Raw genomic sequence first — 26,121 nt, forward strand, 5'->3', positions numbered from 1 at the left:
ATGTCTGCCTTGTCTCGCTCTAGCTCGCGAGATCCGTCCGCAACATCGTTGTTCCCATTTTCCAACGGATGAGAAGCCAATGATCATCTCCGCCTCCACCGACTACCGCGCCGCGGCCCAACGCCGGCTGCCGCCGTTCCTGTTCCACTACATCGACGGCGGCGCCTACGCCGAGTACACGATGCGGCGCAACGTCGAGGACCTGGCCGGCATCGCCCTGCGTCAGCGCGTGCTGAAGAACATGTCCGAGCTGGACCTGTCCACCGAGCTGTTCGGCGAGAAGCTGGCCATGCCGGTGGCCCTGGCTCCGGTCGGCCTGACCGGCATGTACGCCCGCCGTGGCGAGGTGCAGGCGGCCAAGGCGGCGGCGGCCAAGGGCATTCCCTTCACCCTGTCCACCGTCTCGGTCTGCCCGATCGAGGAAGTGGCTCCAAGCATCGACCGGCCGATGTGGTTCCAGCTCTACGTGCTGAAGGACCGCGGCTTCATGCGTAACGCCCTGGAGCGGGCCAAGGCCGCCGGCGTCACCACCCTGGTGTTCACCGTCGACATGCCCACCCCCGGCGCCCGCTACCGCGACGCCCATTCCGGCATGAGCGGCCCGAATGCAGCCGCACGGCGCATGCTGCAAGCCGTCACCCACCCGGCCTGGGCCTGGGACGTCGGCGTGCTGGGCAAGCCACACGACCTCGGCAATATCTCCACCTACCGTGGCAACCCCACCGGCCTGGCCGACTACATCGGCTGGCTGGGGGCCAATTTCGACCCGTCGATCTCCTGGAAGGACCTGGAATGGATCCGTGAATTCTGGGACGGCCCGATGGTGATCAAGGGCATCCTCGACCCCGAGGATGCCAAGGACGCGGTGAAATTCGGCGCCGACGGCATCGTCGTGTCCAACCACGGCGGCCGCCAGCTCGACGGCGTGCTGTCCAGCGCCCGCGCCCTGCCGGCCATCGCCGACGCGGTGAAGGGCGAACTGAAGATCCTCGCCGACTCCGGCATCCGCACCGGCCTCGACGTGGTGCGCATGCTCGCCCTCGGCGCCGACGGCGTGATGCTCGGCCGCGCTTTCGTCTACGCCCTGGCCGCCGCCGGCGGTACCGGGGTGAGCAACCTGCTCGAGCTGTTCGAGAAGGAGATGCGCGTGGCCATGGTCCTCACCGGCGCCAAGTCGATCGCGGATATCAGCCGCGACTCGCTGGTGCGTGAACTGGGCGTCTGACGCCCAGCCCTCCACGCCCTACCCAGGCGTGGAAACGCTGCAAGCGCACACCCGCGCCGCAGTGCAGCCAGGCGGGCACGCCCGTCCGGTGTAGCCGACAATAACAAGCAGGGCCGCCACAAGCGGCCCGCACCTACCGTGATACATGGAGCACGCATGAGCCTGCCCGCCGCCTTCCTCGCCGAAGTCCACCGCCTGATCCCGCGCGAGCGCCTGTTCGACGACCCGCTGTCGACCCTGGCCTTCGGCACCGATGCCAGCTTCTACCGGCTGATTCCCAAGCTGGTGGTGCGGGTCGAATCCGAGGCCGAGGTAGTGCGCCTATTGGAGCTGGCCAGCGTCGAGCGCGTACCGGTGACCTTCCGCGCCGCCGGCACCAGCCTCTCCGGTCAGGCCATCAGCGACTCGGTACTGATCGTCCTCGGCGACAGCTGGAATGGCCGCGACATTCGCGCAGGCGGCGCACAGATCCGCCTGCAGCCCGGCGTGATTGGCGCCCAGGCCAACGCCTGGCTGGCCCCGCTGGGGCGCAAGATCGGCCCCGACCCGGCCTCGATCAACGCAGCGAAGATCGGCGGCATCGTCGCCAACAATTCCAGTGGCATGTGCTGCGGCACGGCGCAGAACAGCTACAAGACCCTCGCCGGCCTGCGCGTGGTGCTGGCCGACGGCAGCGTGCTGGACAGCGAGGATGCCGCCAGCATCGCAGCCTTCCGCGCCCGCCACGGCGCCCTGCTCGATCAGTTGGCCCAGCTAGGTCGAGAAACCCGCGCCAACACCGCGCTGGCCGACAAGATCCGACACAAGTACCGGCTGAAGAACACCACCGGCTTCTCGCTCAACGCGCTGGTCGACTTCGACGAGCCGCTCGACATCCTCAACCACCTGATGGTCGGCTCCGAGGGCACCCTCGGTTTCATCAGCGCGGTGACCTACGACACCGTGCCGGAGCACCCGCACAAGGCCAGCGCACTGATCGTCTTCCCCGACGTGGAGAGCTGCTGCCAGGCCGTGCCGCTGCTCAAACAGCAGCCGGTGTCGGCGGTGGAGCTGCTCGACCGCCGCAGCCTGCGCTCGGTGGAGAACATGAAGGGCATGCCCGAGTGGGTACAGAACCTGTCGGGCGGCGCCTGCGCCCTGCTGATCGAATCGCGCGCCGCCAGCCAGTCGCTGCTGCACGAACAGATCGGCCAGATCATGGCCTCCATCGCCCACTTCCCGGTGGAGAAGCAGGTCGACTTCAGCGAGGACCCGATCGTCTACAACCAGCTGTGGAAGATCCGCAAGGAGACCTTCCCCGCCGTCGGCGCGGTGCGCCAGACCGGCACCACGGTGATCATCGAGGACGTCACCTTCCCGGTGGAGCGCCTGGCCGAGGGCGTCAACCGCCTGATCGAACTGCTGGAGAAGCACCGCTACGACGAGGCCATCCTGTTCGGCCACGCCCTGGAGGGCAACCTGCACTTCGTCTTCACCCAGGGCTTCGATGATCCGGTGCAGGTCGCACGTTACGAAGCCTTCATGCAGGACGTGGCGCAGCTGGTGGCCGTGGAGTTCGGCGGCGCGCTCAAGGCCGAACACGGCACCGGGCGCAACATGGCACCCTTCGTCGAGCTGGAATGGGGCAGCGAGGCCTACCAGCTGATGTGGACCATCAAGCGCCTGTTCGACCCGCTGGGCATCCTCAACCCGGACGTGGTGCTGTCGGAAGATCCGCAGATCCACCTGAAAAACCTCAAGCCGCTGCCGGCCGCCGACGAGATCGTCGACAAGTGCATCGAGTGCGGTTTCTGCGAGCCGGTCTGCCCGTCCAAGGGGCTGACCCTGACGCCGCGCCAGCGCATCGTCATCTGGCGCGATATCCAGGCGCGCAAGCGTGCCGGCATCGACACCACGGAGCTGGAAGCCGCCTACCACTACCAGGGCGTGGACACCTGCGCCGCCACCGGCCTGTGCTCGCAGCGCTGCCCGGTGGGCATCAACACCGGCGACCTGGTGCGCAAGCTACGCGCCCGCGACGCCGAGCACGGGCGCAGCGCCGACTGGCTGGCCGCGCACTTCCACCGCACCCTGCAGGGCGCGCGAATGCTGCTGCACGTGGCCAACGGCGCGCGCATGCTGCTGGGCGCGCCGCTGCTGGGCAAGACCTCGGCCCTGCTGCACAAGGCCAGCGCCGGGCGCGTGCCGCAGTGGACGCCGGCCATGCCGCAGCCGGTGCGCAACCTCGCCCTGCCGACCTTCAGCAACGATGCGCGGCCGCGCGTGGTCTACCTCGCCGCCTGCATCTCTCGCGCCATGGGCCCGGCCTTCGCCGATGCCGAGCAGACACCGCTGATCGACAAGACCCGCCGCCTGTTGGAAAAAGCCGGCTTCCAGGTGGTGTTCCCCGAGGACGCAGACAACCTCTGCTGCGGCCAGCCGTTCGCCTCCAAGGGTTACCCGGAGCAGGCCGAGCGCAAGAAGCAGGAGCTGGTCGACGCGCTGCTCAAGGCCAGCCGCGGCGGCCTCGACCCGATCTACTGCGACACCAGCCCCTGCACCCTGCGCCTGGTCCAGGACGGCCTCGACCCGCGGCTGCAACTGCACGACCCGGTGAGGTTCATCCGCGAGCATCTGTTCGAGCGCCTGGAATTCACCCCGCAGGACAAACCGGTGGCGGTGCACGTCACCTGCTCCACCCAGCATCTGGGCGAGGCCCAGGGACTGATCGACATCGCCCGCCGCTGCGCCAAGGAAGTGGTGATCCCCGAGGGCATCCACTGCTGCGGTTTCGCCGGCGACAAGGGCTTCACCACGCCCGAGCTGAACGCCCACTCGCTGCGCTCGCTGAAGGACGCGGTGCAGTACTGCGAGGAAGGCATCTCCACCAGCCGCACCTGCGAGATCGGTCTGTCCAGCCACAGCGGCATCGACTACCACGGCCTGGTCTACCTGGTGGATCGCGTCACCCGCCCGCGCGCCCTGGCGCGCTGAGGTGCCGAGATGAGAAAGGTGGAACCCTGCGGCGCGCGCTCACGTCCACTTAACTAGAGCCCGGCGTACCGGGCTCCTGCCATCCCGGATGCATCGCCCCGCCATGGGCACTCATCAGAGCGCCCAGGCCAACCGCGCCGCGCAAGCAGCCGGCACGCTCCGGGCACGACTGGACGATAGAGGACCACCTCATGAAACGTACTGCCCTGCTCTTCACCTGCGCCCTGCTGACCGCCCCGGCCTTCGCCGCCGAAGACCTGTGCACGGTCAATCTGCAGAAGCTGGACGACTCCGCCGCGACCATGGCGACCATGACCGACCCGCTCAAATCGCAGGTCGCCGACCTGCAGGCCAAGGCCAAGATGGACCAGGCCGCCGGCAAGGTCGAAGACTGCGCGAGCAACGCCGAACAGGCGCTGAACCTGCTGCAGAAGGCCGAGTCCGGTAACGGCGGCGCCTCCAACTGACGCGCCGGCGGAGCCTGCGGGCTCCGCCCTGCCCGCTACACCGGGCCGCCTATACTCAGGGCTACCCCGCCCAGGAGGTCCGCCCCATGCGCCGCGCCACCCTACTGCTCGCCGCCCTGCTGCTCAGCACTCCGCTCTACGCCATGCATTGTCCGCAAGACATGGCCAAAATCGATCAACTTCTGAAGACCGACCCGCCCGCCGATCCCGAGGTACTGGCCGAGGTGCAGCGCCTGCGCGCCGAAGGCGAGCAGCTGCACAAGGCCGGCAATCACAGCGAGTCGGTGAAGGTGCTGGACGAAGCGCTGAACCTGCTGCAGGCCAGCGAGTAGCCTCAGGCCAGTTCGCTGAGCAGCGACACGGCAACCTGCCGCAGCTGCTGCAGGTCCACCGGCTTGAGCATGCAGGCCTGCGCGCCCTTGGCGCGGGCCTCGTCGAGCACGTCCTCGTCGGACGCCGCGCTGACCACCAGCACCGGCACCTCGGCCAGGCGTGGATCGGCGCGCATGGCATCGAGAATCTCCAGGCCGCTGCCGTCCGGCAGGTCGAGATCCAGCAGCACCAGCGCCGGCACCTGCTCGGACAGCTGCAACAGCGCCCGCCGCACCGACCCTGCGCCCGCCACCTCAGCGATGCCCCGCAGTCCTTCCTGCAGTACACGCAAGCAGGCCGGATGGTCCTCGACGCAGAGCACCTGAGCCAATGCCTCTGGCGTTTCGACCTGCCCCGCCTCGTCAACACGCTCGGCGGAAGCCGGCGCGGCCGCGCTGGGCAACTCGATCCAGAAGCGGCTGCCCAAGCCCACGTCGCTGGAGAAGCCCATCTCGCCGCCCATCAGCTCGGCCAACTCGCGGCACAGCACCAGGCCGATGCCGGTACCGGGGATGTTGGAGTTCTCCCGCCCCAGGCGCTGGAACGGCTGGAACAGCTGGGCCTGCTGCTCCGGGCTGAGTCCTGGCCCGGTGTCATCGACCGACAGGCGCACGCCGCCGGCGCGCACCTCGTAGCCCAGGCGAATCATGCCCTGCGGGCTGTTGTACTTGACCGCGTTGGACAGCAGGTTGAGCACCACCTGGCGCAAGCGCCGCGGGTCTGCCAATACGAACAGCGGCGGGTGCGCCTCGGCCTGCAATTGCAACTGCAGGCGACGCTGCTGCACCTCGGGCTGAATCAGTTCAGCACAACTGCGCAGCAGCGGGCCGATGTCGACCGGCTGCAGCTGCAGCTGCTGCTGGCGGCTCTCGATGCTGGAAAGGTCGAGGATGTCGTCCACCAGGGAGGTGAGGTGGCGGCTGGCATGGACGATCTCCCGCGCGTATTCGGCTTCCTGGTCGCGCTCGCCGCGCTCCTGGGTTTCCAGTTCGATCAGCTGGGCGAAACCATGGATGGCGTTGAGCGGCGTGCGCAGCTCGTGGCTCATGCTCGACAGGAAACGGCTCTTGGCCTGGCTGGCGGCCTGAGCGTCGAGGCTGGCGCGGCGCAATTCCTCCTGCACTTGCTTGAGACGGGTGATATCGACATGGGTACCGGCGGCGCGCACCGCGCGGCCCTGCTCGTTGCGCTCGATCACCTTGCCGCGGCTGAGCAGCCACACATAACGGCCCTGAGCATCGGCATAGCGGTACTCGGCCTCGAAGAAATCCTCGGCGCTTTCGTCAGCCATGCTCAGGCGCAGATGGCGCACACGCGGCAGGTCGTCCGGGTGTACGCGCTGGTTGAATTCGGCAAAGGGCATGCACTCGCCGGGCAAGCCAAAACGCCGCACGAAGCGCTCGCTGATGCGGATGCACAGGTCGTGGGCATCCACCTCCCACAAGCTCTCGGTGGTGCTTTCCAGCACCAGCTCCAGGGTGCGCTGCACGTACTGACGGCTCTCCTCGGCGGTCTGCAGCTGCTGCCCCGCATGCTGCACCTCGGTGGCCAGCTCGGCCATCTCGGCGATCCCCGTCGGCGGCGCCGCCGGCTTGCGCTCGCCGGCGGCCAGACTGCGCATCATGCCGACGATGCCCGCCACCGGCTCGGCCAGCTCGCTGCTCAGGCGCCGCGAACGCAGCCACATCCAGGTACCGAACAGCAGGTAGAAGAACACCAGGCCGGCGATCATCAGGTAGCCGATGGTCTGGTACTGCGCGGCCAGGCGGTTGGTCTCGCTGAAGATGTTGGTCTCGTCCACCACCAGCAGCAGGCGCCAGCCGGTCTGCGGAATCTCGCTCCAGGCCATCAACTGGCCACGGCCGCCAAGCTGCACCTCAACCACGCCGTGGCGCTTGGCCGCCATGCCTTCGAGCAGCGGCTGTAGACCCGCCTGGCGATTGAGCTTGAAGTCGGCCGGCTTGAGCACCTCGCGACGCACCGCCTCGGCATAGGAGTAGCTGGTCAGCTCGCGCAGGCCGAAGTCCTTCTCGCCGGCCGCCGGCAGCGCCATGATCGCGTTGTCGCCGCTCACCAGCAGCGCATAGCCCTGCCAGGGCACCTGCAGGTTGCCGATCTCGGTCAGCATCTGGCCCACCGTCACGTCCAGGCCGGCGACGCCCTCGAGGAAATTGTCGCGGTACACCGGGGCGATGGCCGACATCATCCAGCCCTGCCCGGCCGGGTCGAGGTAGACCTCGGTCCACACCGTGCCGCGCGCCGGGTTGTGCTCGCCGTCCGCCAGGTAATAGAAGTTGTACTGCGGAATGACCATGTCGTGCGGGTACTGCTGCAACACGTCGAAGTATGGGTAGATGCGGTTGTAGCTATCCCAGCTGTTGAAGTAGACCGCGGCCACCAGCGGGTCGGCCTGGCGGATCGAGCGCATCAGCGGGTCGACCCGCGACAGGCGCAAGGCCTTGTCGCGGTCCTGGTCCTTGGTCGAGGCGGAATAGAAGGAGGCGGCGCGGCTGTCGTCGCTGCGGCTGTAGTACACCCCTTCGGTGGTGCTGGCGTGGCGCTGGCGTTCCAGCTCGTCCGGCTCGTAGCGGCGGTCGCCCAGCGCCTCGGCCACCGCGTCGCGGTACACGCCGACCTGCGCCTCGATGGCGCGCAGGCGGCTGTCGATCACCTGGCCTTCGCGACGCACGGCGCTGTCCAGGTCCTGCAGAGCGCTGCTCTGCAGGTAGCCGACCTGCGACTCGCGGATGGATTCATTGGTATAGAGGTAGACACCGATCAGCACCGACTCCACCAGCACCAGTGGGATCAGCGCACTCTGCAAAAACGCCCGCCAGATCCAGCGGCGCAAGGGCTTGAGCGGTGCGAGCGGCATCCAGGGCTCCTCGAATTCCAATCTGAAGAGAATGGCACAGGCCCAGTGAACAGCCAGCCCGAGCCGGCATTGTAGCGGCAGAAGCGAGGTCGACGCTGGTGAACCTTTGCCGTACACTGCGCGTCCAACCTCGCAAGAGCGTTCTGGGGCCGATTAGGATTCGACGCCGGTAGCGAAACTTGAGGGGCATGCCGAGTAGGTGACAGTTCTCGTAAATCCGCTGCCACAACTTCATAGTTGCCAACGACGACAACTACGCTCTGGCCGCCTAAGGGCGCCAGCAGACCCTAGGGGATGCCTGTAAACCCGAAGATTTGGTCTGTCAGATAGAACAGGATCGCCGCCAAGCACGCTGCAGGTGTAACGGCTAAAACTTATGCAGCTCGCTCCAAGCACCCTGCCACTCGGGCGGCGCGGAGTTAACTCAGTAGAGATGGCTAAGCATGTAGAACCGATAGCGGAGAGCTGGCGGACGGGGGTTCAAATCCCCCCGGCTCCACCAAACAGGCCCTTGGAAATCGACAGATTTTCAGGGGCTTTTTCTTTGCTGGTCAAAAAACAGTCGAACCGTGGTAGACTCCCGGCCCCGCAAGGTGATAGGCGCAGATGGCAGCCGCCATCCTGATCTATGCGGTATGCAGTCCTACCAGGACATGGCTGGTATCCGGAACACCGTTCCACTTGAGCGCACGCTCTGCTTTCTTGAGATCAGAAGCAGGTCCGCTGCGCAGCACTGATAACAAGCCGACTCTCCCTCCTGCAGTTCCTTGTTCTCCAAGGTTCATGCAGCTGTTCTGCTCGATCTCAATCGTCCCTACTGGCGTCACCTCCTGTCGAGACAACAACCTGCCGGAATATCGGTATGCGAACGCATGCCTGGATTTCCGGTCATAAAACACGCGCGCTCAGGCAAAACGCCGGCGCGCCCGACACGAGTAATTCTTATGACCACACCTATTATCTGCCGCACCTATCGGCAACCCATCAGCCAATGTGCATGCTTCCGCTGCCGCCCACTTGGAGCTGATGTACAGCTCAAATCCTCGGCAAACAGACCAGTCGCCCATTAAATGCCTCTGCGGTATCAGCTCATTGCACCAGGGGATATGCGAGAGCATGGCGAAAGCACAAGCTCTGTTGGAATCCCTCTTCCCTTCGTTAGGGACTGAGTACGCAGATGAACAGGTACGACTTTTATCTGGCCAAAGCGAAGTAGCCCAGGATTCTGGGCTGGTTCCAACGCGCTGAATGAAGAGCCTGCCGAAGGCCATGCGCAGCCTGCTGTCTCGGCATCCCGGCCAATTTAGCGGCTCAGAACAAGCCCATCTGCCGATCAATCATTGCCGCAAAGTCATCCCCTACGAACGGCAGAATGGCATCCGCCACCGGCTGCAGCTGGCGCGTCAGGTAGTGTTCGTAATCGATGGCTGAGCTGCGGGTTTCCAGGGGCTCGGGGCCGGCGGTGGTGATCAGGTAGCTGATCCAGCCACCGCGCTGGTACTGGCGTGGGCGGCCGAGACGGTCGTTGTGTTCGTCGGCCAGGCGTGCAGCGCGCACGTGGGGTGGGACGTTGCGTTCGTAGTCGCTGAGCTTGCGGCGCAGGCGTTTGCGGTAGATCAGCAGGTCGTCCAGCTCGCCAGCCAGGGTGCGGCGCACGTAGTCGCGCACGTATTCCTGATGGGGGCGTTCCTCGAAGATCAGCCGGTACAGCTCCTGCTGGAACTGCTGGGCCAGCGGCGACCAGTCGGTGCGCACCGTCTCCAGGCCCTTGAACACCATCTCCTCGTTGCCGTCGGCGCGGCGTACCAGGCCGGCGTAGCGTTTCTTGCTGCCCTCCTCCGCGCCGCGCACGGTGGGCATCAGGAAGCGCCGGTAGTGGCTCTCGTACTGCAGCTCCAGTGCGCTCTCCAGGCCCATCTCGTCGCGCAGGTGTTCGCTCCACCACTGGTTGACCCGCGCCACCAGCGCGCGGCCGATGCGCGCGGCGTCTTCCTCGGCGTGTTCGTGGCCGAGCCAGACGAAGGTGGAGTCGGTGTCGCCGTAGATCACCTTGTAGCCCTCGGCTTCGATCAGCTCGCGGGTGCGGCGCATGATGGCGTGGCCGCGCAGGGTGATGGACGAAGCCAGGCGGGTGTCGAAGAAGCGGCAGCCGCTGGAGCCGAGCACGCCGTAGAAGGCGTTCATGATGATTTTCAGCGCCTGTGACAGCGCCGCGTTGCCGTCGCGTTTGGCCGCCTCGCGGCCCTGCCAGACGCGCTCGACGATGGCTGGCAGGCAGTGCTGGGTGCGCGAGAAGCGCCCACCGCGGAAGCCTTCCACCGAGTGCTCATCGTCCGGCTGGCGCAGGCCTTCGATCAGGCCCACCGGGTCGATCAGGAAGGTGCGGATGATCGAGGGGTACAGGCTCTTGTAGTCGAGCACCAGCACCGACTCGTAGAGGCCCGGGCGCGAGTCCATGACGAAGCCGCCAGGGCTGGCCTGGGGCGCCTTCTCGCCGAGATTGGGCGCAACAAAACCCATGCGGTGCATCGGCGGCAGGTACAGATGGGTGAAGGCCGCCACCGAGCCGCCGCTGCGGTCCGCCGGCAGGCCGGTAGTGGCGGCGCGCTCGAGGAGGAAGTCGATCAACCGGGTGTGGGCGAAGATGCGCGTGACCAGCTCGCAGTCCTTGAGGTTGTAGCGGGCCAGGGCCGGCTTGTCCTCGGCGAACATGCGGTTGATCTCGTCCATCCGCTGATACGGCGTGTCGATCGCCTTGCCCTCGCCGAGCAAGGTCTGGGACACGCTTTCCAAACTGAACGAGGGGAAGTTCCAGGTGGCCGAGCGCAGCGCCTCGATGCCATCGATGATCAGGCGGCCGGCGGCTGCGGCGAAGTAGTGGTTGTGGCTGGCGTGTTCGCGCCACTCCATCACCTCGCCGCCGCGACCGAACAGCAGTGGCACCTTGAGGTCGACGGAGTGGCGCTGCAGCACGCGCAGGTCGAACTGCACCAGGTTCCAGCCGATGATCGCGTCCGGGTCATGCTCGGCCAGCCAGGCGTTGAGCCGCTCCAGCAACTGCGCGCGTTCGGTGCAGTACTCCAGGTCGAAGTCGACGTCGGGGGCCGCGTCCGGCTGCGCGCCGAGCATATACACCTGGCGCTGGCCGCAGCCTTCCAGGGCGATGGAGTAGAGCTCGCCGCGCTCGCTGGTCTCGATGTCCAGCGACACCAGGCGCAGCTTGGGGCGATAGTCCTCGGCCGGCTTGAGACGGCCATCGAGCAACACGCCGTTGTCGTCCGGGGTGCCGGCGAACCACACCGGCGCGGTGATGAAGCGTTCCATGAGGAAACGCTCCGGCGGGCGGATATCGGCCTCGTAGACGTCCACGCCGGCCTTGCGCAGCTGCTTGTCGAGCTTGATCAGCTGGCGATGCGAGTTGCAGTACAGGCCGAGCACCGGGCGCTGGCGGAAGTCGCGCAGGCCCAGCGGGCGCAGCTCCACGTCACGCTCACTACGCAGCTGCGCCTCGGCGCGCTCGCGCTGCACGGCAGGGACGAAGGCCACCGAGGGCTGGTGCGCCAGGCGCAGCAGGCGCGGGCCGGCGTCGCTGGCCAGCCAGAATTCGACCTCGGTGCCGGCCGGCGTGTCACGCCAGTGACGGGTCAGGACGAAGCCCTGTTGCAGATCCACGCGGTTGTCCCGGAAAGCTGTTCTCGGCGTGATTCTACCGGGCGCAGCACCGCTCCGGGCTCAGAGTCTGTTTACGATCTTTTGAGCTAGAGCCAGGCAAGGCGAAATGGGGCGAGGGCGCGGAGTTTACGAGGTGTAAATGAGCAGCCCGAGCCCCATTTCAACGCAGCATGGCCGACGATCAAGGGATCGTAGACAGGCTCTCAGATCTCTACTTGGGTACCCAGTTCTATCACCCGATTAACCGGCAGCTGGAAGTAGCTCATGCTGCTGTTGGCGTTCTTCTGCAGGAAGGCGAACAGGCGCTCGCGCCAAGGTGCCATGCCGAAGCGCTTGGTCGGGATCACCGTCTCGCGGCTGAGGAAGTAGGTGGTGCGCATCGGCGAGAAGTCCAGGCCCTCGGCGTTGCACAGGCTCAGCGCCTGCGGCACGTTGGGCTCCTCCATGAAGCCGAAGTGCAGCAGCACGCGGTAGAAGCCGTCGCCATAGCTGGTCACCTCGATGCGCTCACGCACCGCTACCCGCGGGCTGTCCTCGCTGAGCACGGTGAGCAGCACCACCTGCTCGTGCAGCACCTGGTTATGCAGCAGATTGTGCAGCAGCGCGTGGGGCACGGCGTCCGGCCGCGCACTGAGGAAGATGGCGGTGCCGCCGACGCGGTGCGGCGGCTGGATACGGATGCTGTCGAGGAAGGCCGGCAGCGGCAGCGCCGTTTCGTCCAGGCGGGCGAAGAGCATCTGCTTGCCGCGCTTCCAGGTAGTCATCAGCAGGAACAGGGCGATGCCGGCCACCACCGGGAAGGCGCCACCCTGGAAGATCTTCGGCACGTTGGCGCTGAAGAACAGGCTGTCGACCAGGAGGAAGCCGAGCAGTACCGGGATCGCCAGCCAGCGCGGCGTGCGCCACAGCAGAAGCACCACGGCGGCGACCAGCAGGGTATCGATCAGCATGGTGGTGGTCACCGCCACGCCGTAGGCGGCGGCCAGCGCGCCGGAGGAGCCGAAGCCGATCACCAGCAGCACCACGGCGACCATCAGCGCCCAGTTGACCAGGCCGATATAGATCTGCCCCTGGGCCGCGCTGGAGGTGTGCTGCACCTGCATGCGCGGGATGTAGCCGAGCTGCATGGCCTGCTGGCTGAGGGAGAAGGCGCCGGAGATCACCGCCTGCGAGGCGATGATGGTGGCCAGGGTGGCCAGGCCGATCATCGGCAACAGCGCCCAGGACGGCGCCAGTAGGTAGAAGGGGTTGCGCGCCGCCGCGGGGTTCTCCAGCAAGAGAGCGCCCTGGCCGAAGTAGTTGAGCACCAGGCCCGGCAGCACCAGGGCGAACCAGGCGCGGGCGATGGGCTTGCGCCCGAAGTGACCCATGTCGGCGTACAGCGCCTCGGCGCCGGTCAGCGCCAGCACCACCGCGCCGAGGATGGTCACGCCCACGCCCGGGTGATCGATGAAGAAGCGCACCGCCCACCAGGGATTGAGCGCCTGCAGCACCTCGGGGCGCTGGATGATGCCGTGGATGCCGAGCACGCCGAGCACGACGAACCACAGCACCATCACCGGACCGAACAGGATGCCGATACGCGCGGTGCCGTGCTTCTGGATCAGGAACAGGCCGATCAGCAGCACCACGGTGACCGGCACCACCCAGTGGCTCAGGCCCGGCAATGCCACTTCCAGGCCTTCGACGGCGGAGAGTACCGAGATGGCCGGAGTGATCATGCTATCGCCGTAGAACAGCGCGGTACCGAACAGGCCGAGCAGCACCAGCACGCCGCTCAGCCGCGGGTAACCGGCGGTGGCGCGACGGGCAAGCGCGGTGAGCGCCATCACCCCACCCTCGCCGCCGTTGTCGGCGCGCAGGATGAACAGCACATACTTGAGCGAGACCACCCAGAGCAGCGACCAGAGGATCAGCGAGAGGATGCCGAACACGCCTTGCGCATCGACCTGCACGCCATAGTGGCCGGCGAAGACTTCCTTGAGGGTGTACAGCGGACTAGTGCCGATATCGCCGTAGACCACGCCGATGGCGGCCACCAACAGGCCGAACGACGACGAAGAGCCATGGGCCTCGCCGCCCAGCTCCGCAACCTTGGAACTCAATCCAGACACCTCGACAGAGAAGCGCGGCAAGGCCACGCGAGAGACCGATCGGCGCAGCGCCGGGCCAACCGGCCAGCGCAACACACCTGGCCGTCAATTCTCGCGTGCCGCGCCCTGCCCGGCCGTTAAGAATGCGTAAAGAATGCGGAAGTGGTTTTTACAACAGCGATTGCTGCGGCGAGGGACCGAGCACGCCCTCCAGCTCCAGCAGCGCCTGCTTGCGATGCAGGCCGCCGGCGTAGCCGGTGAGCTTGCCGTCGGCGCCGATGATGCGGTGGCAAGGCACGATGATGGCGATGGGATTGACCGCATTGGCGCGGCCCACGGCGCGCGCCGAGGTCTTGCGCTCCAGCTTCAGGGCCAGGGCGCCGTAGGTCAGGGTGGTGCCGTAGGGCACCTGGCGCAGGTGCTTCCAGGCCTCGTGCAGGAAGGCGTTGCCCAGCGGTGCCAGCGGCAGGTCGAAGACCTTGCGCTGGCCGGCGAAGTACTCCTCCAGCTGACGTGCCACCGCAGCCACCAGCGTGGCATCGCGCTGCAGCAGGTAGCCGCGCCAGATTAGCGGCTCATGCACCTCGTCATCGAGAAACTCCAGGCGCTGCAGGGCACCCTGGGCATCCACCAGGGCGATCATCACACCCAGCGGGGTGTCGATCAGGTCGCCACGGACCGGCGTCGGTGCAGTCATGAAGCTCTCCTTGAATCCGGCCACCGACTATCGCGCCGCCGACGCGCGCGATCAAGGCATGCCTGGCGAGAACCTTTCTGCGGACTTCGGTCACAGAACCGACATACGGTCTTAACCGTTGCGCTTGCCGGGTCGACTTGTATCGGCATACCCGTCGTTTCAGGAAGACCTCCATGACCCGCTGGCTCGCCAACCTCAACGTCAGTCGCAAACTCACCCTGGGCTTCGCCCTGGTGCTGCTGCTGACCACCCTGATCACCCTTATCAGCTGGATCAGCGCCGACAAGATCATCGCGCGCAGCACCAAGCTCAGCGAGATCGCCGAGCTCAACTTGCTGACCAAGGAACTGCGCATCGCCCGCCTGAGCTACCAGGCCGACCGCGATCAGGAGAGCCGCGATGAGGCCCTCGCCGCGCTGCGCAAGCTGCAGGAACAACAGCAGGATCTGGGCCGCCAGCTCAGCGATCCGTACGACCTGGACCTGCTGCGCCAGCAGAGCGAGCACGCCGCCCGCTACCAGCGTCTGTTCGAACAACTGGTGAGTACGGTGGACAACCGCGCCGCCGCGCACCGCGACCTGACCGCCCGTGCCGAGCGCATCGGCCAGGGCCTCGACCAGTTGATGGACCAGCTGACCCAGGGCAGCGGCGAGATTCTCGAAGAACAGCGCCTGCCGCTGCTGCGCGAGATCAGCGCCGCCTCGCTGCAGGTGCAGGCCGCCCGCCGCCTGGTGCTGAGCTACATCGGCCGCGAAGACAGCCAGGCCGAAGCCGCTGCGAGCAAGGCGGTGGCCGATGTCGAAGCGCAACTGAGCCAGCACCAGCAGAGCATGCCGGCCGGCTTCCAGGACGAGCTGAGCATGTCCGTCGAGGAGATCAAGAACTATTCGGCCAGCCTGCAGCAGTTCACCCGCGAGCTGAACTCCAGCCTCGACCTGCGCAAGCAGATGGTCGAAATCGGCAACCAGCTGGAATCGCTCAGCGGCCAGCTGAGCAGCAGCCAGATGAACAAGCGCAGCAAGGAAACCGCCAGCAGCCGCACGCTGATGATCGGCGCCGCGCTGTTCGCCCTGCTGCTGGGTAGCGCCGCCGCCGTCGTCATCACCCGCCTGATCGTGCAGCCGCTGCGCGCCACCCTGAGCGCCGCCGAACGCATCGCCGCCGGCGATCTCAGCCAGGACCTGCGCGTCAACCGCGCGGACGAACTCGGCCAGCTGCAGCGCAGCATGCAGGACATGACCCTGAGCCTGCGCGAGCTGATCGGCCATATCCGCGACAGCGTCACGCAGATCGCCAGCGCCGCCGAGGAACTGTCCGCGGTCACCGAGCAGACCAGCGCCGGGGTCACCAGCCAGAAGGACGAGACCGACCAGGTCGCCACCGCGATGAACGAGATGACCGCCACCGTGCAGGAAGTCGCGCGCAACGCCGAGCAGGCCTCGCACGCGGCCAACGACGCCGACCGCCAGGCCAAGGAGGGCGAGAGCGCGGTCAACGATGCGGTGCAGCAGATGGACCGCCTGGCCGGCGAGGTGCAGCGCTCCAGTGCGGCGGTCAACCAGCTGCGCGACGAGAGCGACAAGATCGGCAGCGTGCTCGACGTGATCAAGGCGGTGGCCGAGCAGACCAACCTGCTGGCGCTCAACGCCGCCATCGAAGCCGCACGCGCCGGTGAAGCCGGGCGCGGCTTCGCCGTGGTCGCCGACGAGGTGCGCGGCCTGGCTCAGCGTACGCAGAAATCCACCGAGGAAATCGAGGCGCTGATCGGCAGCCTGCAGCAGGGCAGCCAGCAGGCTGCCGGGCTGATGGACAGCAGCCGCTCGCTGACCGAGGCCACGGTCGACCTGACCCGCCGTGCCGGCAGCCGCCTGGGCGAGATCGCCGACGCGGTCTCGGCCATCCAGGCGATGAACCAGCAGATCGCCGCAGCCGCCGAGGAGCAGACTGCGGTGGCCGAGGAGATCAACCGCAGCGTGATCAACGTGCGCGATATCTCCGAGCAGACCGCCTCCGCCAGCGAGGAGACCGCCGCCTCGAGCATCGAGCTGGCGCGCCTGGGCAACGACCTGCAGATCCTGGTCAGCCGCTTCCGCACCTGAACGCACGCGGGCTGAACGCGGCACGGGGGCGGCCTGTCCCAATCCGAAACGTCTCGCTTCGGAGGTTGCCGTGTTCGCCCGTGCCGGCCTGCTCACCCTGCTCTTCAGCGCGCCCCTCGCCCACGCCGAGGAGGCGCTGCGCATCGTGCAGCTGCAGCGCTGCGGCGCCGCTTTCGACGCCGCGCCGCAGTACTGCCTGCGTGCCAGCGGCCTGCAACCCGGCGAGCTGCGCGTGCACCTGGGCCAGACCCAGCTGGACGCCGCCAGCATCCAGCGCGACCGGCAAAACCTGCGCCTGACGCCACCAGCCGGGCCCAGCGCGCCGCTGTGGCTGCAGCAGGGCGAGCGGCGCAGCAACCCGGTGTGGCTGTCGCGCGGCAGCAGCCAAGTGGTGGCGGCCGGCCCGGACGAGGTGGCGAAGAACATGGACGGCCTGACCACCTACCTGGACCTGGTCAGCCTGCTGATCGAGGAGAAACACGACGGGCGCCAGGAAGCCGATCGCCTGGCCAAGCGCTACGGCGCCAAGGTGGTCGGCGCCATCCCGCCACTGAACGTCTACCAGCTGCGCCTGCCGGCCAAGAACCTGATCGAGCGTGATGCGCTGATCCTGCGCCTGGGCAGCGAGGCCAGCGTGGACGCGGTAATAGTCGAGGAGTCGGCGCCGGAGAAAGGCGAGGAAAGCGAGCGCAGCCAGGTGCCGCAGCAGCCCAGCGACGACGAGTGGGCGGCCAACCGCTTCGCCGACGCGGTGAACTACTACCAGCGGCGCATTCCCGCCAAACAGGCGCCAATCGAGACCAAGCCCGTGCGTATCGGCGTGATCGAGCGCAACGTAGATTTCGACGCGCCGGACTTCGCCGACCATCTTGGCGGCTGCACGCCGGACAAGCGCACCTGCCTCTACGCCCGCGACTCGGACAAGCCCGACAACCACGGCAGCAGCGTGGCCGGCATCCTCGCCGCGCACCCGGCGCGCGGCGGCAACAGTGGTTTCCTGCAGGCACTGGACGGCGCCGGGCCGGGCTTCGAGGTGATCGTCGAGCGCAACTCCGATGCCGGCATCACCGCCAACGTCGCCGCCTCGGTCAATCTGGTCGAGGACGGCGTGCGGGTGCTCAACTGGAGCTGGGGCATTCATCGGGTCGGGGCGAAGAACGTCGAGGGCGACGAGGTCGACTCGCTGATCCGCTCGGGCCTGGCCATGAGCGGCTACGAGGAGCTGCTGGAAGAGTTCTTCCTCTGGCTGCGCCGCGAGCACCCGGACGTGGTGGTGATCAACTCGGCCGGCAATGGCGCAGCCTTCTCCGGTACCGACGAGTATCGCCTGCCCTCCTCCTTCATCACCGATCAATTGCTCGTCGTCGGCGGGCACCAGCGCAGCCAGAAGGCCGGCGTGGCGGTGGACGATCCGGCCTACGTGATCAAGCGCAGCTCGTCGAACATCGACATGCGCGTGGATATCACCGCCTCGGCCTGTACCCGCGCCTCGACCCTGCGCGAGGGCGAGCGCGGCGAGGTGCACTGCGGCACGTCCTACGCCACACCGATGGTCGCCGGGGTGGTGGCGGCCATGCTGTCGATCAATCCCGAACTGCAGCCGGACCAGTTGCGCATGCTGCTGCGGCGCAGCGCCATGACCATCGGCGGCGACTACGACTTCGAGCCAATGGACGCCGAGGACCTGACCGCGCCGATCCTGCCTTCCGAGCGCAACTATCAGCTGGACGACAAGGACGTCGGCCGCTCCGCACGGCTGGACATGCAGAAGGCCCTGGACCTGGCCGTGCAGAGTCGCGATCGGGTGCGCTGAGGGCAAAAAAAAGCCCGCCAGGGGAGTGGCGGGCATGGTCGGACGGCATGAGGAGACCGTCCAGGAGAGCGCCAGTGATGGCGCAGGAGCAATTCGGGCAGAAGATCAGTGCAGGCGAAACTCGCGCTGGCAACGCTGGCTAGCCATGTGGGCCAGGTCACGCGAAACGAAGGGCCCCTGCTGCGGCACACCATCCACCACTACATACCAGCAGGCGATATGGCCTTCGGCTCGCAGCGGTTGCGGTACGGCACTGCCGACCATGGACATGATGTCGATTCGGGGCATCGCGTGATCTCCTCTGAACGTGGGACCACTGTATGCAGCCAGGCGTTCAGGCGGAAATCGCTAGTCTCGATAGTGGGCATGTGCGCGGCCGATAACGGCCGCCAGGCTCACTCGGGCGTAGCGCCGTGGCGTGCGCTGCTGGCCTGGACGATGCGCTGCGCCGGCACGCGCAGCTGGGCGAGCAGGTACTCGGCGAACTCCGGCGCATAGTCCTGTTTGGCCACGGCGTGAGCCATGCAGCTCAGCCAGGCCTCGGCCTGGGCGTTGCCGATCGGCCACTGCGCATGGAAGCTGGGGATGCCGATGGAGCCGTACTTCTCGGCAAACAGGCGCGGGCCGCCGAGCCAGCCACTGAGGAAGCAGGTCAGCTTGTCGCGCGCCAGCTCCAGGTTCTCGGCGTGCATGGCGCGCACCTCGGCGGCCGCGGGCAGCTCGTCCATATGGCGATAGAAGTCGTCGACCAGCCGGCGCAGCCCGTCCAGGCCGCCCGCGGCCCGATAGGATGCATCGCCCTCACCATAACGCTCGCTCATGTGCCGACCCTCGTGGAAAAGGCCGGCATTCTAGCGCCGCGTCGGCAGGCGAACATTGCTGCTCGTCAGTACCGCCGTCGCGCAGACGAATCGAGACAACTGTGGGTCGCTTTGCTGACCTTATCGGCCGCGACATCCGGTGTACTCTGTGACTATCAAGTCACGGGATTCACCTATGGCCCTCAGCACCTTCGACCTGTTCAAGATCGGCATCGGCCCTTCCAGCTCGCACACGGTCGGACCGATGCGCGCCGCCGCGCGCTTCGTCGAGGGCCTGCGCCGCGAGGACCTGTTCGACGCCACCGCCAGCCTCAAGGTCGAGCTGTACGGTTCGCTCGGTGCCACCGGCAAGGGCCACGGCAGCGACAAGGCGGTGCTGCTGGGCCTGGAGGGCGAGCAGCCGGACAGCGTCGACACTTCGACCATCGACGAACGCCTCAAGGCCATGCGCGCCAGCGGCGAGCTGCATCTGGGCGGCGATAAGCCGATCCGCTTCGTCGAGAAGGAACACCTGGCGATGATCCGCAAGCCGCTGGACTACCACCCCAACGGCATGATCTTCCGCGCCTTCGACGCCGCCGGCCTGCAGATTCGCTCACGCGAGTACTACTCGGTGGGCGGCGGCTTCGTGGTCGACGAGGAAGCCGCCGGTGCCGACCGCATCGTCGAGGACCAGACCAAACTCGCCTACCCGTTCAAGACCGGCAAGGAACTGCTCAGCCAGTGCGCCGAGCACAACCTCTCCATCAGCCAGCTGATGCTGGCCAACGAGGCGGCCTGGCGTCCGGAGGCCGAGACCCGCGCCGGCCTGCTGGCCATCTGGCAGGTCATGCAGGATTGCGTGAACGCCGGCTGCCGCAACGAGGGCATCATGCCCGGCGGGCTCAAGGTGCGCCGCCGCGCCGCCGCCCTGCACCGCCAGCTGAGCCAGAACCCCGAGGCCAGCCTGCGCGACCCGCTGACGGTGATGGACTGGGTCAACCTCTACGCCCTGGCGGTGAACGAGGAAAACGCCAGCGGCGGGCGCGTGGTCACCGCGCCCACCAACGGCGCGGCCGGCATCGTGCCGGCGGTGCTGCACTACTACCGGCGCTTCGTGCCCGGCGCCTCGGACGACGGCGTGGTGCGCTTCCTACTCACCGCCGCGGCCATCGGCATCCTGTACAAGGAAAACGCCTCCATCTCCGGCGCCGAGGTTGGCTGCCAGGGCGAGGTCGGCGTGGCCTGTTCGATGGCTGCCGGCGCCCTCTGCGAGGTGCTTGGCGGCACTATCCAGCAGGTGGAGAACGCCGCCGAAATCGGCATGGAACACAACCTCGGCCTGACCTGCGACCCGGTCGGCGGGCTGGTCCAGGTGCCGTGCATCGAGCGCAACGCCATGGGTTCGGTGAAGGCGATCAACGCCGCGCGCATGGCCCTGCGCGGCGACGGCCAGCATTTCATCTCGCTGGACCGGGTAATCCGCACCATGCGCGAGACCGGCGCGGACATGAAGAGCAAGTACAAGGAAACCGCGCGCGGCGGCCTGGCGGTGAACATCATCGAGTGCTGACGCTAGCCCTCGCTGCGCTCGCTCGACTCGCGGTCACCCACGTAGCTGCGTCTGAGCGGAAAGGCCGGCAGCCAGGTTTCGCGCCGGCAAGTCCACAGCTCGTAGGTCGGCTGCAGCTGGTCCGGCGCATCCAGCGCGCCCAGGCTCACCTCTACCTCATCGCCCGTGCGGGCGAACACCTGCGAGCCGCAGCGCGGGCAGAAATGCCGGCCGGCGTAGCTGTGGGTCTCGCCCTCGATGCTCACCGCATCCTCGGCGAAGATCGCCGAGGCATGGAACAGCGCGCCGTGCTGCTTGCGGCAGTCCAGGCAATGGCAGATGCCGGTGCGATAGGGCCGCCCCAGCGCCAGCAGCCGCACGGCGCCGCACAGGCAGCCACCCGTGAACCTGTCCATATCCACCTCCTCCACCGCTAGCTATTACTCATGCTGACCACGTCCGGCCATCTGCATTCACCCAGCAGCAACCCAGGATGAAGCATAGGGCGCCAGGCGAAACGGAGAGCGCATGCAAGCGCGACTGATGCGCTCATCGCCCATGGCGACACCGATCCAGGCATGGCCAGGAACAGAAGCTCCAGCACCAATGAGCGCACCCGTCAGGCGGCAGAATCACGCAAAGAGTTGAAATGCGAATGATTCGCGAATAATGTGCGCGCTTTCGCCGTGCCCTGCATGGCGCTTACGCCTCTCGCTACGGAGCGCGCCATGCCGCCACATGAAGAGTCCTTCGTCCCGCTCGACCTGCTGTACGGCGCGCATCACGGCTGGCTGCAAGGCTGGCTGCGGCGCTCGGTCGGCTGCTCGCAGCAGGCGGCGGACCTGGCGCAGGACACCTTCGTACGCCTGCTGGTGCGCAACAAGCCGATCAGCGACCAGGCGCCGCGCGCCCTGCTGACACGCATCGCCCGTGGCCTGGTGATAGACCACTGGCGACGTAACGCACTGGAGCGAGCATACCTCGAAGCGCTGGCGCAGTTGCCCGAGGCTAGCCATCCCTCGCCGGAAGTACGCCACGAGGCGCTGCAGTGCCTGGAGCGCATCGCCCAGCTGCTCGACGGCCTCAAGCCCAAGGTGCGCGAGGCCTTCCTGCTGTATCAGCTCGGCGGTTTGAACCACGCCGAAGTGGCAGAGCAGCTGGGCGTCTCCAGCCGTACCGTCGAGCGTCATGTGGCCAGCGCCCTGCTGCACTGCTACCGCGCCTGTTTCGAGGCCACGGCATGAACCGCGGCGAACGCCTCCCGGCCATTCCCGAGGCCATCGTCCGCGTAGCCATCGACTGGCAGATGCGCCTGCGCGCGGGTGCCGGCAATCCCGAGTTGCAGCGCCAATGGCAGGATTGGCTACAGCACGACTCACGCCATCAGTTGGCCTGGCAACGCCTGCAGCAGATGGGCGGATTGTTCCAGCCCGGCCAGCTACCCGCCGCGCAGGCCATTCCCCTGCTGCAATGGGCCGAGGCCGACCTCGGCCGCCGACGTACCCTCAAGCTGCTCGGCCTCGGTCTGGCCGTCGGTGGCAGCGGCCTGCTGGCCACCCAGGTACCACGTACCTGGCACGCCGACTTCGCCACCCGCACCGGCGAGCGCCGCCAGGTGGCGCTGCCGGGCGATGCCGAGGCGCTGCTCAATACCGGCAGCTCGCTGGATGTGGTGAATGACGAGCTGCGCCTGCGCGGCGGCGAAGTGTTGGTGCAGGGCAATGACTGGCGCGCGCGCTGCCGCTTCGCCCACTGCAGCGCGCGCGATGCCAGCGTGCTGCTGCGCGAGCATGACGACTACAGCGAAATCCGCGTGCAGCGCGGCGAGGCACTGGTCAGCAGCGCCAGCGGCGAGCAGCGCCTGCAGGCAGGCCAGGGCCTGGCCGTCTCGGCCGCAGGCACCCGCGAGTTGGGCAAGGGCCCGCTCGACCCCTTCGGCTGGACCCGCGGCCTGCTGGTGGTCAACGACATCCGCCTGGCCGACTTCCTCGCCGAAGCCGCGCGCTATCGCCAGGGCTGGCTGGGCTGCGAGCCGGCGGTGGCCGACCTGCGCCTGTCCGGCGTGTTCCACCTCGACGAGCCCGCGGCGATGCTGACCAACATCAGCTACCTGCTGCCGGTGAAGGTCGTCGAACGCACCCGCTGGTGGGTGCGCGTGGTGCCGGCCTAGGGCGAATCGCCGATCGCGAATTTTTTTGTCGGACTTTTCCACCTCATCCGGTTTGAGGGGATCACTCCCTCAATGGACACCGTCATGCGCTCTGCCAGCTTCGCACCATTGCCCTTCCGCCCCCGCTCCCTGCCCGCCGCCATCTGCCTGGCGCTGACGCTCAACGCCGGCCTGGCCAGCCTGCCGGCGCAGGCCGCCGAGCCGGCACCGGCGGCAGTTGCACCGAGTATCCCGGCCGGGCCGCTGGGCCAGGCGCTGAGCACCTTCGCCGAGCGCGCCGGCATCACCCTGTCCTACTCACCCGACCAGGTGCGTGACCTGCGCAGCCCCGGCCTGGCCGGTGGCGGTTCGCTGGAAGACGGCCTGACCGCCCTGCTCGCCGGCAGCGGCCTGGTCGCACACAAGACGCCGACTGGCTACGTGGTGCTGCCGAGCAAGAGCGGTTCGAGCCTGCAGCTGGAAGACACCGACATCGAGGCCAGCGCCGAGCGCAGTGCCTTCGAGCCAGCCAACGGCTACTTCGCCAGCAACTCCAGCACGGCGACCAAGACCGACCGGCCGATCCTGGAAACCGCGCAAGCCATCAGCGTGGTCACCGCCGAGCAGATCGCCGACCGCAATGTCGACCGCGTGCAGGACGCCGTCGCCTACAGCGCCGGCGTGCGCGTGGGCAGCTCGGGCCTCGACCCGCGCTTCGACACCATCAGCGTGCGCGGCTTCGACACCACCATGTCCGCCGACTTCCTCGACGGCCTGCGCCAGCCGTACAACGGCTGGCTGTCGATCTACGGCACCGAGGCCTACACCCTGGAGCGCATCGAAGTGCTCAAGGGCCCGGCATCGGTACTCTACGGCCAGATCAGCCCCGGCGGCATGGTCAACCGGGTGAGCAAGCGTCCCAGCCTGCTGGCCAAGAACCAGGTGGAAATCCAGGGTGGCAACAACGACCACCAGCAGGGCCAGTTCGATGTCGGCGGCAAGCTGAGCGAAGACGGCTCGGTGCTGTTCCGCACCGTCGGCGTGTACCGCGACGCGGAGAACTACATCGAGCAGCTGAACAACGACGTGCGCCTGATCGCGCCCTCGCTGAGCTGGCAGATCGACCCGGACACCAGCCTGACCCTGCTCGCCCAGTACCAGGAACGCGAGACCGCTGCCTCGCCGATGCTCTACCAGGACGGCGACCACCTCACCGACTTCTGGCAGGGCGACGAGTACTTCGACAAGCTCGAACAGCGCCAGTGGACCGTCGGCTACGAGTTCGAACACGCCTTCAACGACACCTTCACCCTGCAGCAGAACCTGCGCTACGGCCAGCTGGACACCACCAACCAGTACCTGCAGCCCGACGGCAACATCAGCAACGGCGTGATGGATCGCTACGCGGTCGGCGTGTACGAGGACATGGACTCGGTGACCAGCGACACCCGCCTGGTCAGCCGCTTCGCCACCGGCGAGCTGCAGCACACCCTGCTCAGCGGCTGGGACTACAGCTGGTTCGACAGCTCGGTGCTGTACGCCTGGGGCCCTGCACCGTCGATCGACATGAACGCGCCGGACTACCACCAACTGGTAACCAAGCCGACCGATCCGCTGGCCAACCAGGACAGCCTGACCCAGCGCAGCGGCATCTACCTGCAGGACCAGATCGACCTCGACCGCTGGCGCCTGTCCGCCGGCGTGCGCCGCGACTGGGTGCATGTACGCAGCAACGACAACCTGTACGGCGCCGACAGCAAGACCAGCGACTCCGCCACCACCTACCAGCTCGGCGCGCTGTACCTGTTCGACAATGGCCTGGCGCCCTACGCCAGCTACGCCGAGTCGTTCCTGCCGCAGAGCGGAAGCAACGCCGGCGGCCCGCTCAAGCCGACCGAGGGCAAGCAGTACGAAGTCGGCCTCAAGTACCAGCCGCCGGGCACCAGCGCGCTGTTCACCGCCTCGCTGTACCACCTGACCCAGCAGAACGTGACCACCCGCGATCCGTACGATCCGCTCAACACCGTGCAGACCGGCGAGCAGGTTTCCCGCGGCCTGGAACTGGAAGCCGTCGCCGACCTCAGCGAGCGTCTGCACCTGACCGCCAGCTACAGCTACAACGACCCGGAAATCACCAAGAGCAACGACGGTGACGAGGGCAACGATCCGAAGGACGTACCGCGCCACCTGGCCTCGCTGTGGCTGGACTACAACCTGCCGTTCGGCCTGGGCTTCGGCGCTGGCGCGCGCTACACCGGCAGCGTGTACGGCGACGACGCCAACAGCATGAAGAACGAGGACTACACCCTGTTCGACGCCGGCGTGCACTACGACTTCGCTGGTGGCCTGGACGGCGTGCGCCTGGCGGTCAACGCGCGCAACCTGACCGACAAACAGTACATCAACTGCCAGGACGGCTACTGCTACCGCGGTGAGGCGCGCAGCGTGGTCACCAGCCTGAGCTACAGCTGGTGAGTGCGCTGAACTGGCTGCGCAGCGCCGTAACGGCGCTGCTGCTGGGCGGCCTGGCCGCCGCCCACGCCGACCAGGTCAACCTGGACGGCAGCGAGCAGTGGCTGATGAAGAGCGCCGAGGGCCGCGACTACCGGATCATGGTCAGCCTGCCGGAGGGCGACGTGCCCTGGACCGGCGGCTACCCGGTGATCTACCTGCTCGACGGCAACGCCTACTTCCCGGCCTTCCACGCCGCCAAGCGCGCGCAGGATCGCTGGCGTGCCTCGATCGTGGTCGCCATCGGCTACCCGAGCGATACGCCGCTGGACTTCAACCGCCGCGCCTTCGACCTATCGCCGCCACAACCGCCGGAGCGCAACAACCCGCCACAGGGCGGCCAGGACCTGTTCCTCGACTTCATCGCGCAGCGCCTGATGCCCAAGGTGAACGAGCGCTTCAAGGTCGACCAGGACCAGGTCAGCCTGGTCGGTCACTCGTTCGGCGGCATGTTCGGCATCTACGCGCTGTTCACCCGCCCGCAGCTGTTCCAGCACGTGGTGGCGATCAGCCCGAGCCTGTGGTGGCGCGACCGTTATCTGCTGGCGCATGAGAAGGCGTTCACCGAGCAGGCGCACGCCGGCAAGCTGGACCTGACGCATCGCAGCCTGTCGATGTGGGTCGGTGATCGCGAGATGCCGCAGGAGATCCAGGACGTGCGCTCGCTGCAGCTGCGCCTGGAACAGCTGTCGCAGTACGGGCTGCGCAGCGACTTCCAACTCGAACGCGGCGAGGACCACATGTCGATCCCCTTCCGCGTCACCACCCGGGTCCTGGAAGAACTGCTCAGCACCCGGCGCTTCTGATCCATTCCCTCACGGCT

18 protein-coding genes, 1 other RNA gene and 1 pseudogene are annotated in these 26,121 nt (G+C 67.2%); 13 read left to right on the forward strand and 7 right to left on the reverse strand.

Going from position 1 to position 26,121, the window contains the following annotated elements; genetic code table 11:
* Positions 1 to 79: 79 nt before the first annotated feature.
* The 4 genes from lldD (at position 80) to IP89_RS07880 (ending at position 4,997) form a co-directional block, all read left to right on the forward strand.
* On the forward strand, positions 80 to 1,225 hold the full coding sequence (gene lldD / locus IP89_RS07865) for an FMN-dependent L-lactate dehydrogenase LldD (RefSeq protein ID WP_043308825.1): 1,146 nt from the start codon (positions 80 to 82) through the stop codon (positions 1,223 to 1,225).
* A gap of 156 nt (positions 1,226 to 1,381) precedes the next feature.
* Positions 1,382 to 4,198 carry an FAD-binding and (Fe-S)-binding domain-containing protein gene (locus IP89_RS07870; RefSeq protein WP_043308826.1) on the forward strand — a complete coding sequence of 939 codons (2,817 nt, stop codon included), beginning with the start codon at positions 1,382 to 1,384 and terminating at the stop codon, positions 4,196 to 4,198.
* A 191-nt stretch (positions 4,199 to 4,389) separates the two neighbouring features.
* Positions 4,390 to 4,665: a hypothetical protein gene (locus IP89_RS07875; protein ID WP_043308827.1), complete on the forward strand. Its 276-nt coding sequence runs from the start codon at positions 4,390 to 4,392 to the stop codon at positions 4,663 to 4,665.
* An 86-nt stretch (positions 4,666 to 4,751) separates the two neighbouring features.
* Positions 4,752 to 4,997, forward strand: coding sequence for a hypothetical protein (locus IP89_RS07880; protein ID WP_043308828.1), 246 nt, complete (start codon positions 4,752 to 4,754; stop codon positions 4,995 to 4,997).
* A gap of 2 nt (positions 4,998 to 4,999) precedes the next feature.
* On the opposite strand, the gene IP89_RS07885 is transcribed toward IP89_RS07880, so the two are convergent.
* Positions 5,000 to 7,912, reverse strand: coding sequence for an ATP-binding protein (locus tag IP89_RS07885; RefSeq protein WP_043308829.1), 2,913 nt, complete (start codon positions 7,910 to 7,912; stop codon positions 5,000 to 5,002).
* Positions 7,913 to 8,057: 145 nt separating this feature from the next.
* Between IP89_RS07885 and ssrA the strand changes: the two genes are divergently transcribed.
* Positions 8,058 to 8,414: a transfer-messenger RNA gene (ssrA, locus tag IP89_RS22975) on the forward strand.
* An 809-nt stretch (positions 8,415 to 9,223) separates the two neighbouring features.
* Here the strand turns inward: ssrA and IP89_RS07890 are convergent.
* From IP89_RS07890 to IP89_RS07900, 3 genes are all read right to left on the reverse strand, one after another.
* Positions 9,224 to 11,584, reverse strand: coding sequence for a DNA polymerase II (locus IP89_RS07890; protein ID WP_043308830.1), 2,361 nt, complete (start codon positions 11,582 to 11,584; stop codon positions 9,224 to 9,226).
* A gap of 203 nt (positions 11,585 to 11,787) precedes the next feature.
* Positions 11,788 to 13,629, reverse strand: a complete 1,842-nt coding sequence (locus IP89_RS07895; RefSeq protein WP_081963204.1) for a potassium transporter Kup — start codon at positions 13,627 to 13,629, stop codon at positions 11,788 to 11,790.
* 217 nt (positions 13,630 to 13,846) lie between these two features.
* Positions 13,847 to 14,374 carry a methylated-DNA--[protein]-cysteine S-methyltransferase gene (locus IP89_RS07900; RefSeq protein WP_052080996.1) on the reverse strand — a complete coding sequence of 176 codons (528 nt, stop codon included), beginning with the start codon at positions 14,372 to 14,374 and terminating at the stop codon, positions 13,847 to 13,849.
* A gap of 173 nt (positions 14,375 to 14,547) precedes the next feature.
* On the opposite strand from IP89_RS07900, the pseudogene IP89_RS23870 reads away from it, so the two are divergent.
* From IP89_RS23870 to IP89_RS07910, 3 genes and pseudogenes are all read left to right on the forward strand, one after another.
* Positions 14,548 to 15,618 (forward strand): annotated as a pseudogene (locus tag IP89_RS23870) (methyl-accepting chemotaxis protein); the annotation flags it as partial.
* A gap of 141 nt (positions 15,619 to 15,759) precedes the next feature.
* Complete coding sequence (locus IP89_RS23875) at positions 15,760 to 16,473, forward strand: methyl-accepting chemotaxis protein (RefSeq protein WP_371261939.1); 714 nt, start codon at positions 15,760 to 15,762, stop codon at positions 16,471 to 16,473.
* A gap of 70 nt (positions 16,474 to 16,543) precedes the next feature.
* Entirely contained in the window at positions 16,544 to 18,286 is a 1,743-nt protein-coding gene (locus IP89_RS07910; RefSeq protein ID WP_043308832.1) for a S8/S53 family peptidase, read from the forward strand.
* A 105-nt stretch (positions 18,287 to 18,391) separates the two neighbouring features.
* Here IP89_RS07910 and IP89_RS07915 read toward each other — a convergent pair whose 3' ends face one another.
* Both IP89_RS07915 and IP89_RS07920 read right to left on the reverse strand, forming a co-directional pair.
* A complete protein-coding gene (locus IP89_RS07915) occupies positions 18,392 to 18,574 on the reverse strand; it encodes a hypothetical protein (RefSeq protein WP_043308833.1) in 183 nt (60 codons plus the stop codon).
* A 107-nt stretch (positions 18,575 to 18,681) separates the two neighbouring features.
* Positions 18,682 to 19,107, reverse strand: a complete 426-nt coding sequence (locus IP89_RS07920; RefSeq protein WP_043308834.1) for a group II truncated hemoglobin — start codon at positions 19,105 to 19,107, stop codon at positions 18,682 to 18,684.
* Positions 19,108 to 19,282: 175 nt separating this feature from the next.
* Between IP89_RS07920 and IP89_RS07925 the strand changes: the two genes are divergently transcribed.
* Positions 19,283 to 20,659 carry an L-serine ammonia-lyase gene (locus tag IP89_RS07925; protein WP_043308835.1) on the forward strand — a complete coding sequence of 459 codons (1,377 nt, stop codon included), beginning with the start codon at positions 19,283 to 19,285 and terminating at the stop codon, positions 20,657 to 20,659.
* A 2-nt stretch (positions 20,660 to 20,661) separates the two neighbouring features.
* On the opposite strand, the gene IP89_RS07930 is transcribed toward IP89_RS07925, so the two are convergent.
* On the reverse strand, positions 20,662 to 21,054 hold the full coding sequence (locus tag IP89_RS07930) for a GFA family protein (protein WP_043308836.1): 393 nt from the start codon (positions 21,052 to 21,054) through the stop codon (positions 20,662 to 20,664).
* A gap of 312 nt (positions 21,055 to 21,366) precedes the next feature.
* Here IP89_RS07930 and IP89_RS07935 point away from each other — a divergent pair, with 312 nt between their 5' ends.
* The 4 genes from IP89_RS07935 to IP89_RS07950 all read left to right on the forward strand — a co-directional run bounded on the left by IP89_RS07935 (position 21,367) and on the right by IP89_RS07950 (position 26,104).
* Positions 21,367 to 21,882, forward strand: a complete 516-nt coding sequence (locus IP89_RS07935; RefSeq protein WP_043308837.1) for a sigma-70 family RNA polymerase sigma factor — start codon at positions 21,367 to 21,369, stop codon at positions 21,880 to 21,882.
* On the forward strand, positions 21,879 to 22,808 hold the full coding sequence (locus tag IP89_RS07940; protein ID WP_043308838.1) for a DUF4880 domain-containing protein: 930 nt from the start codon (positions 21,879 to 21,881) through the stop codon (positions 22,806 to 22,808). The genes IP89_RS07935 and IP89_RS07940 overlap by 4 nt, the downstream gene beginning before the upstream one ends.
* 84 nt (positions 22,809 to 22,892) lie before the next feature.
* Positions 22,893 to 25,262: a TonB-dependent siderophore receptor gene (locus IP89_RS07945; protein ID WP_043308839.1), complete on the forward strand. Its 2,370-nt coding sequence runs from the start codon at positions 22,893 to 22,895 to the stop codon at positions 25,260 to 25,262.
* On the forward strand, positions 25,259 to 26,104 hold the full coding sequence (locus IP89_RS07950) for an alpha/beta hydrolase (protein WP_177326848.1): 846 nt from the start codon (positions 25,259 to 25,261) through the stop codon (positions 26,102 to 26,104). Before IP89_RS07945 ends, IP89_RS07950 begins: the two co-directional genes overlap by 4 nt.
* Positions 26,105 to 26,121 lie beyond the last annotated feature (17 nt).

It is taken from the genome of Pseudomonas sp. ML96 (assembly GCF_000761545.1).
Taxonomy (GTDB): Bacteria; Pseudomonadota; Gammaproteobacteria; order Pseudomonadales; family Pseudomonadaceae; genus Aquipseudomonas.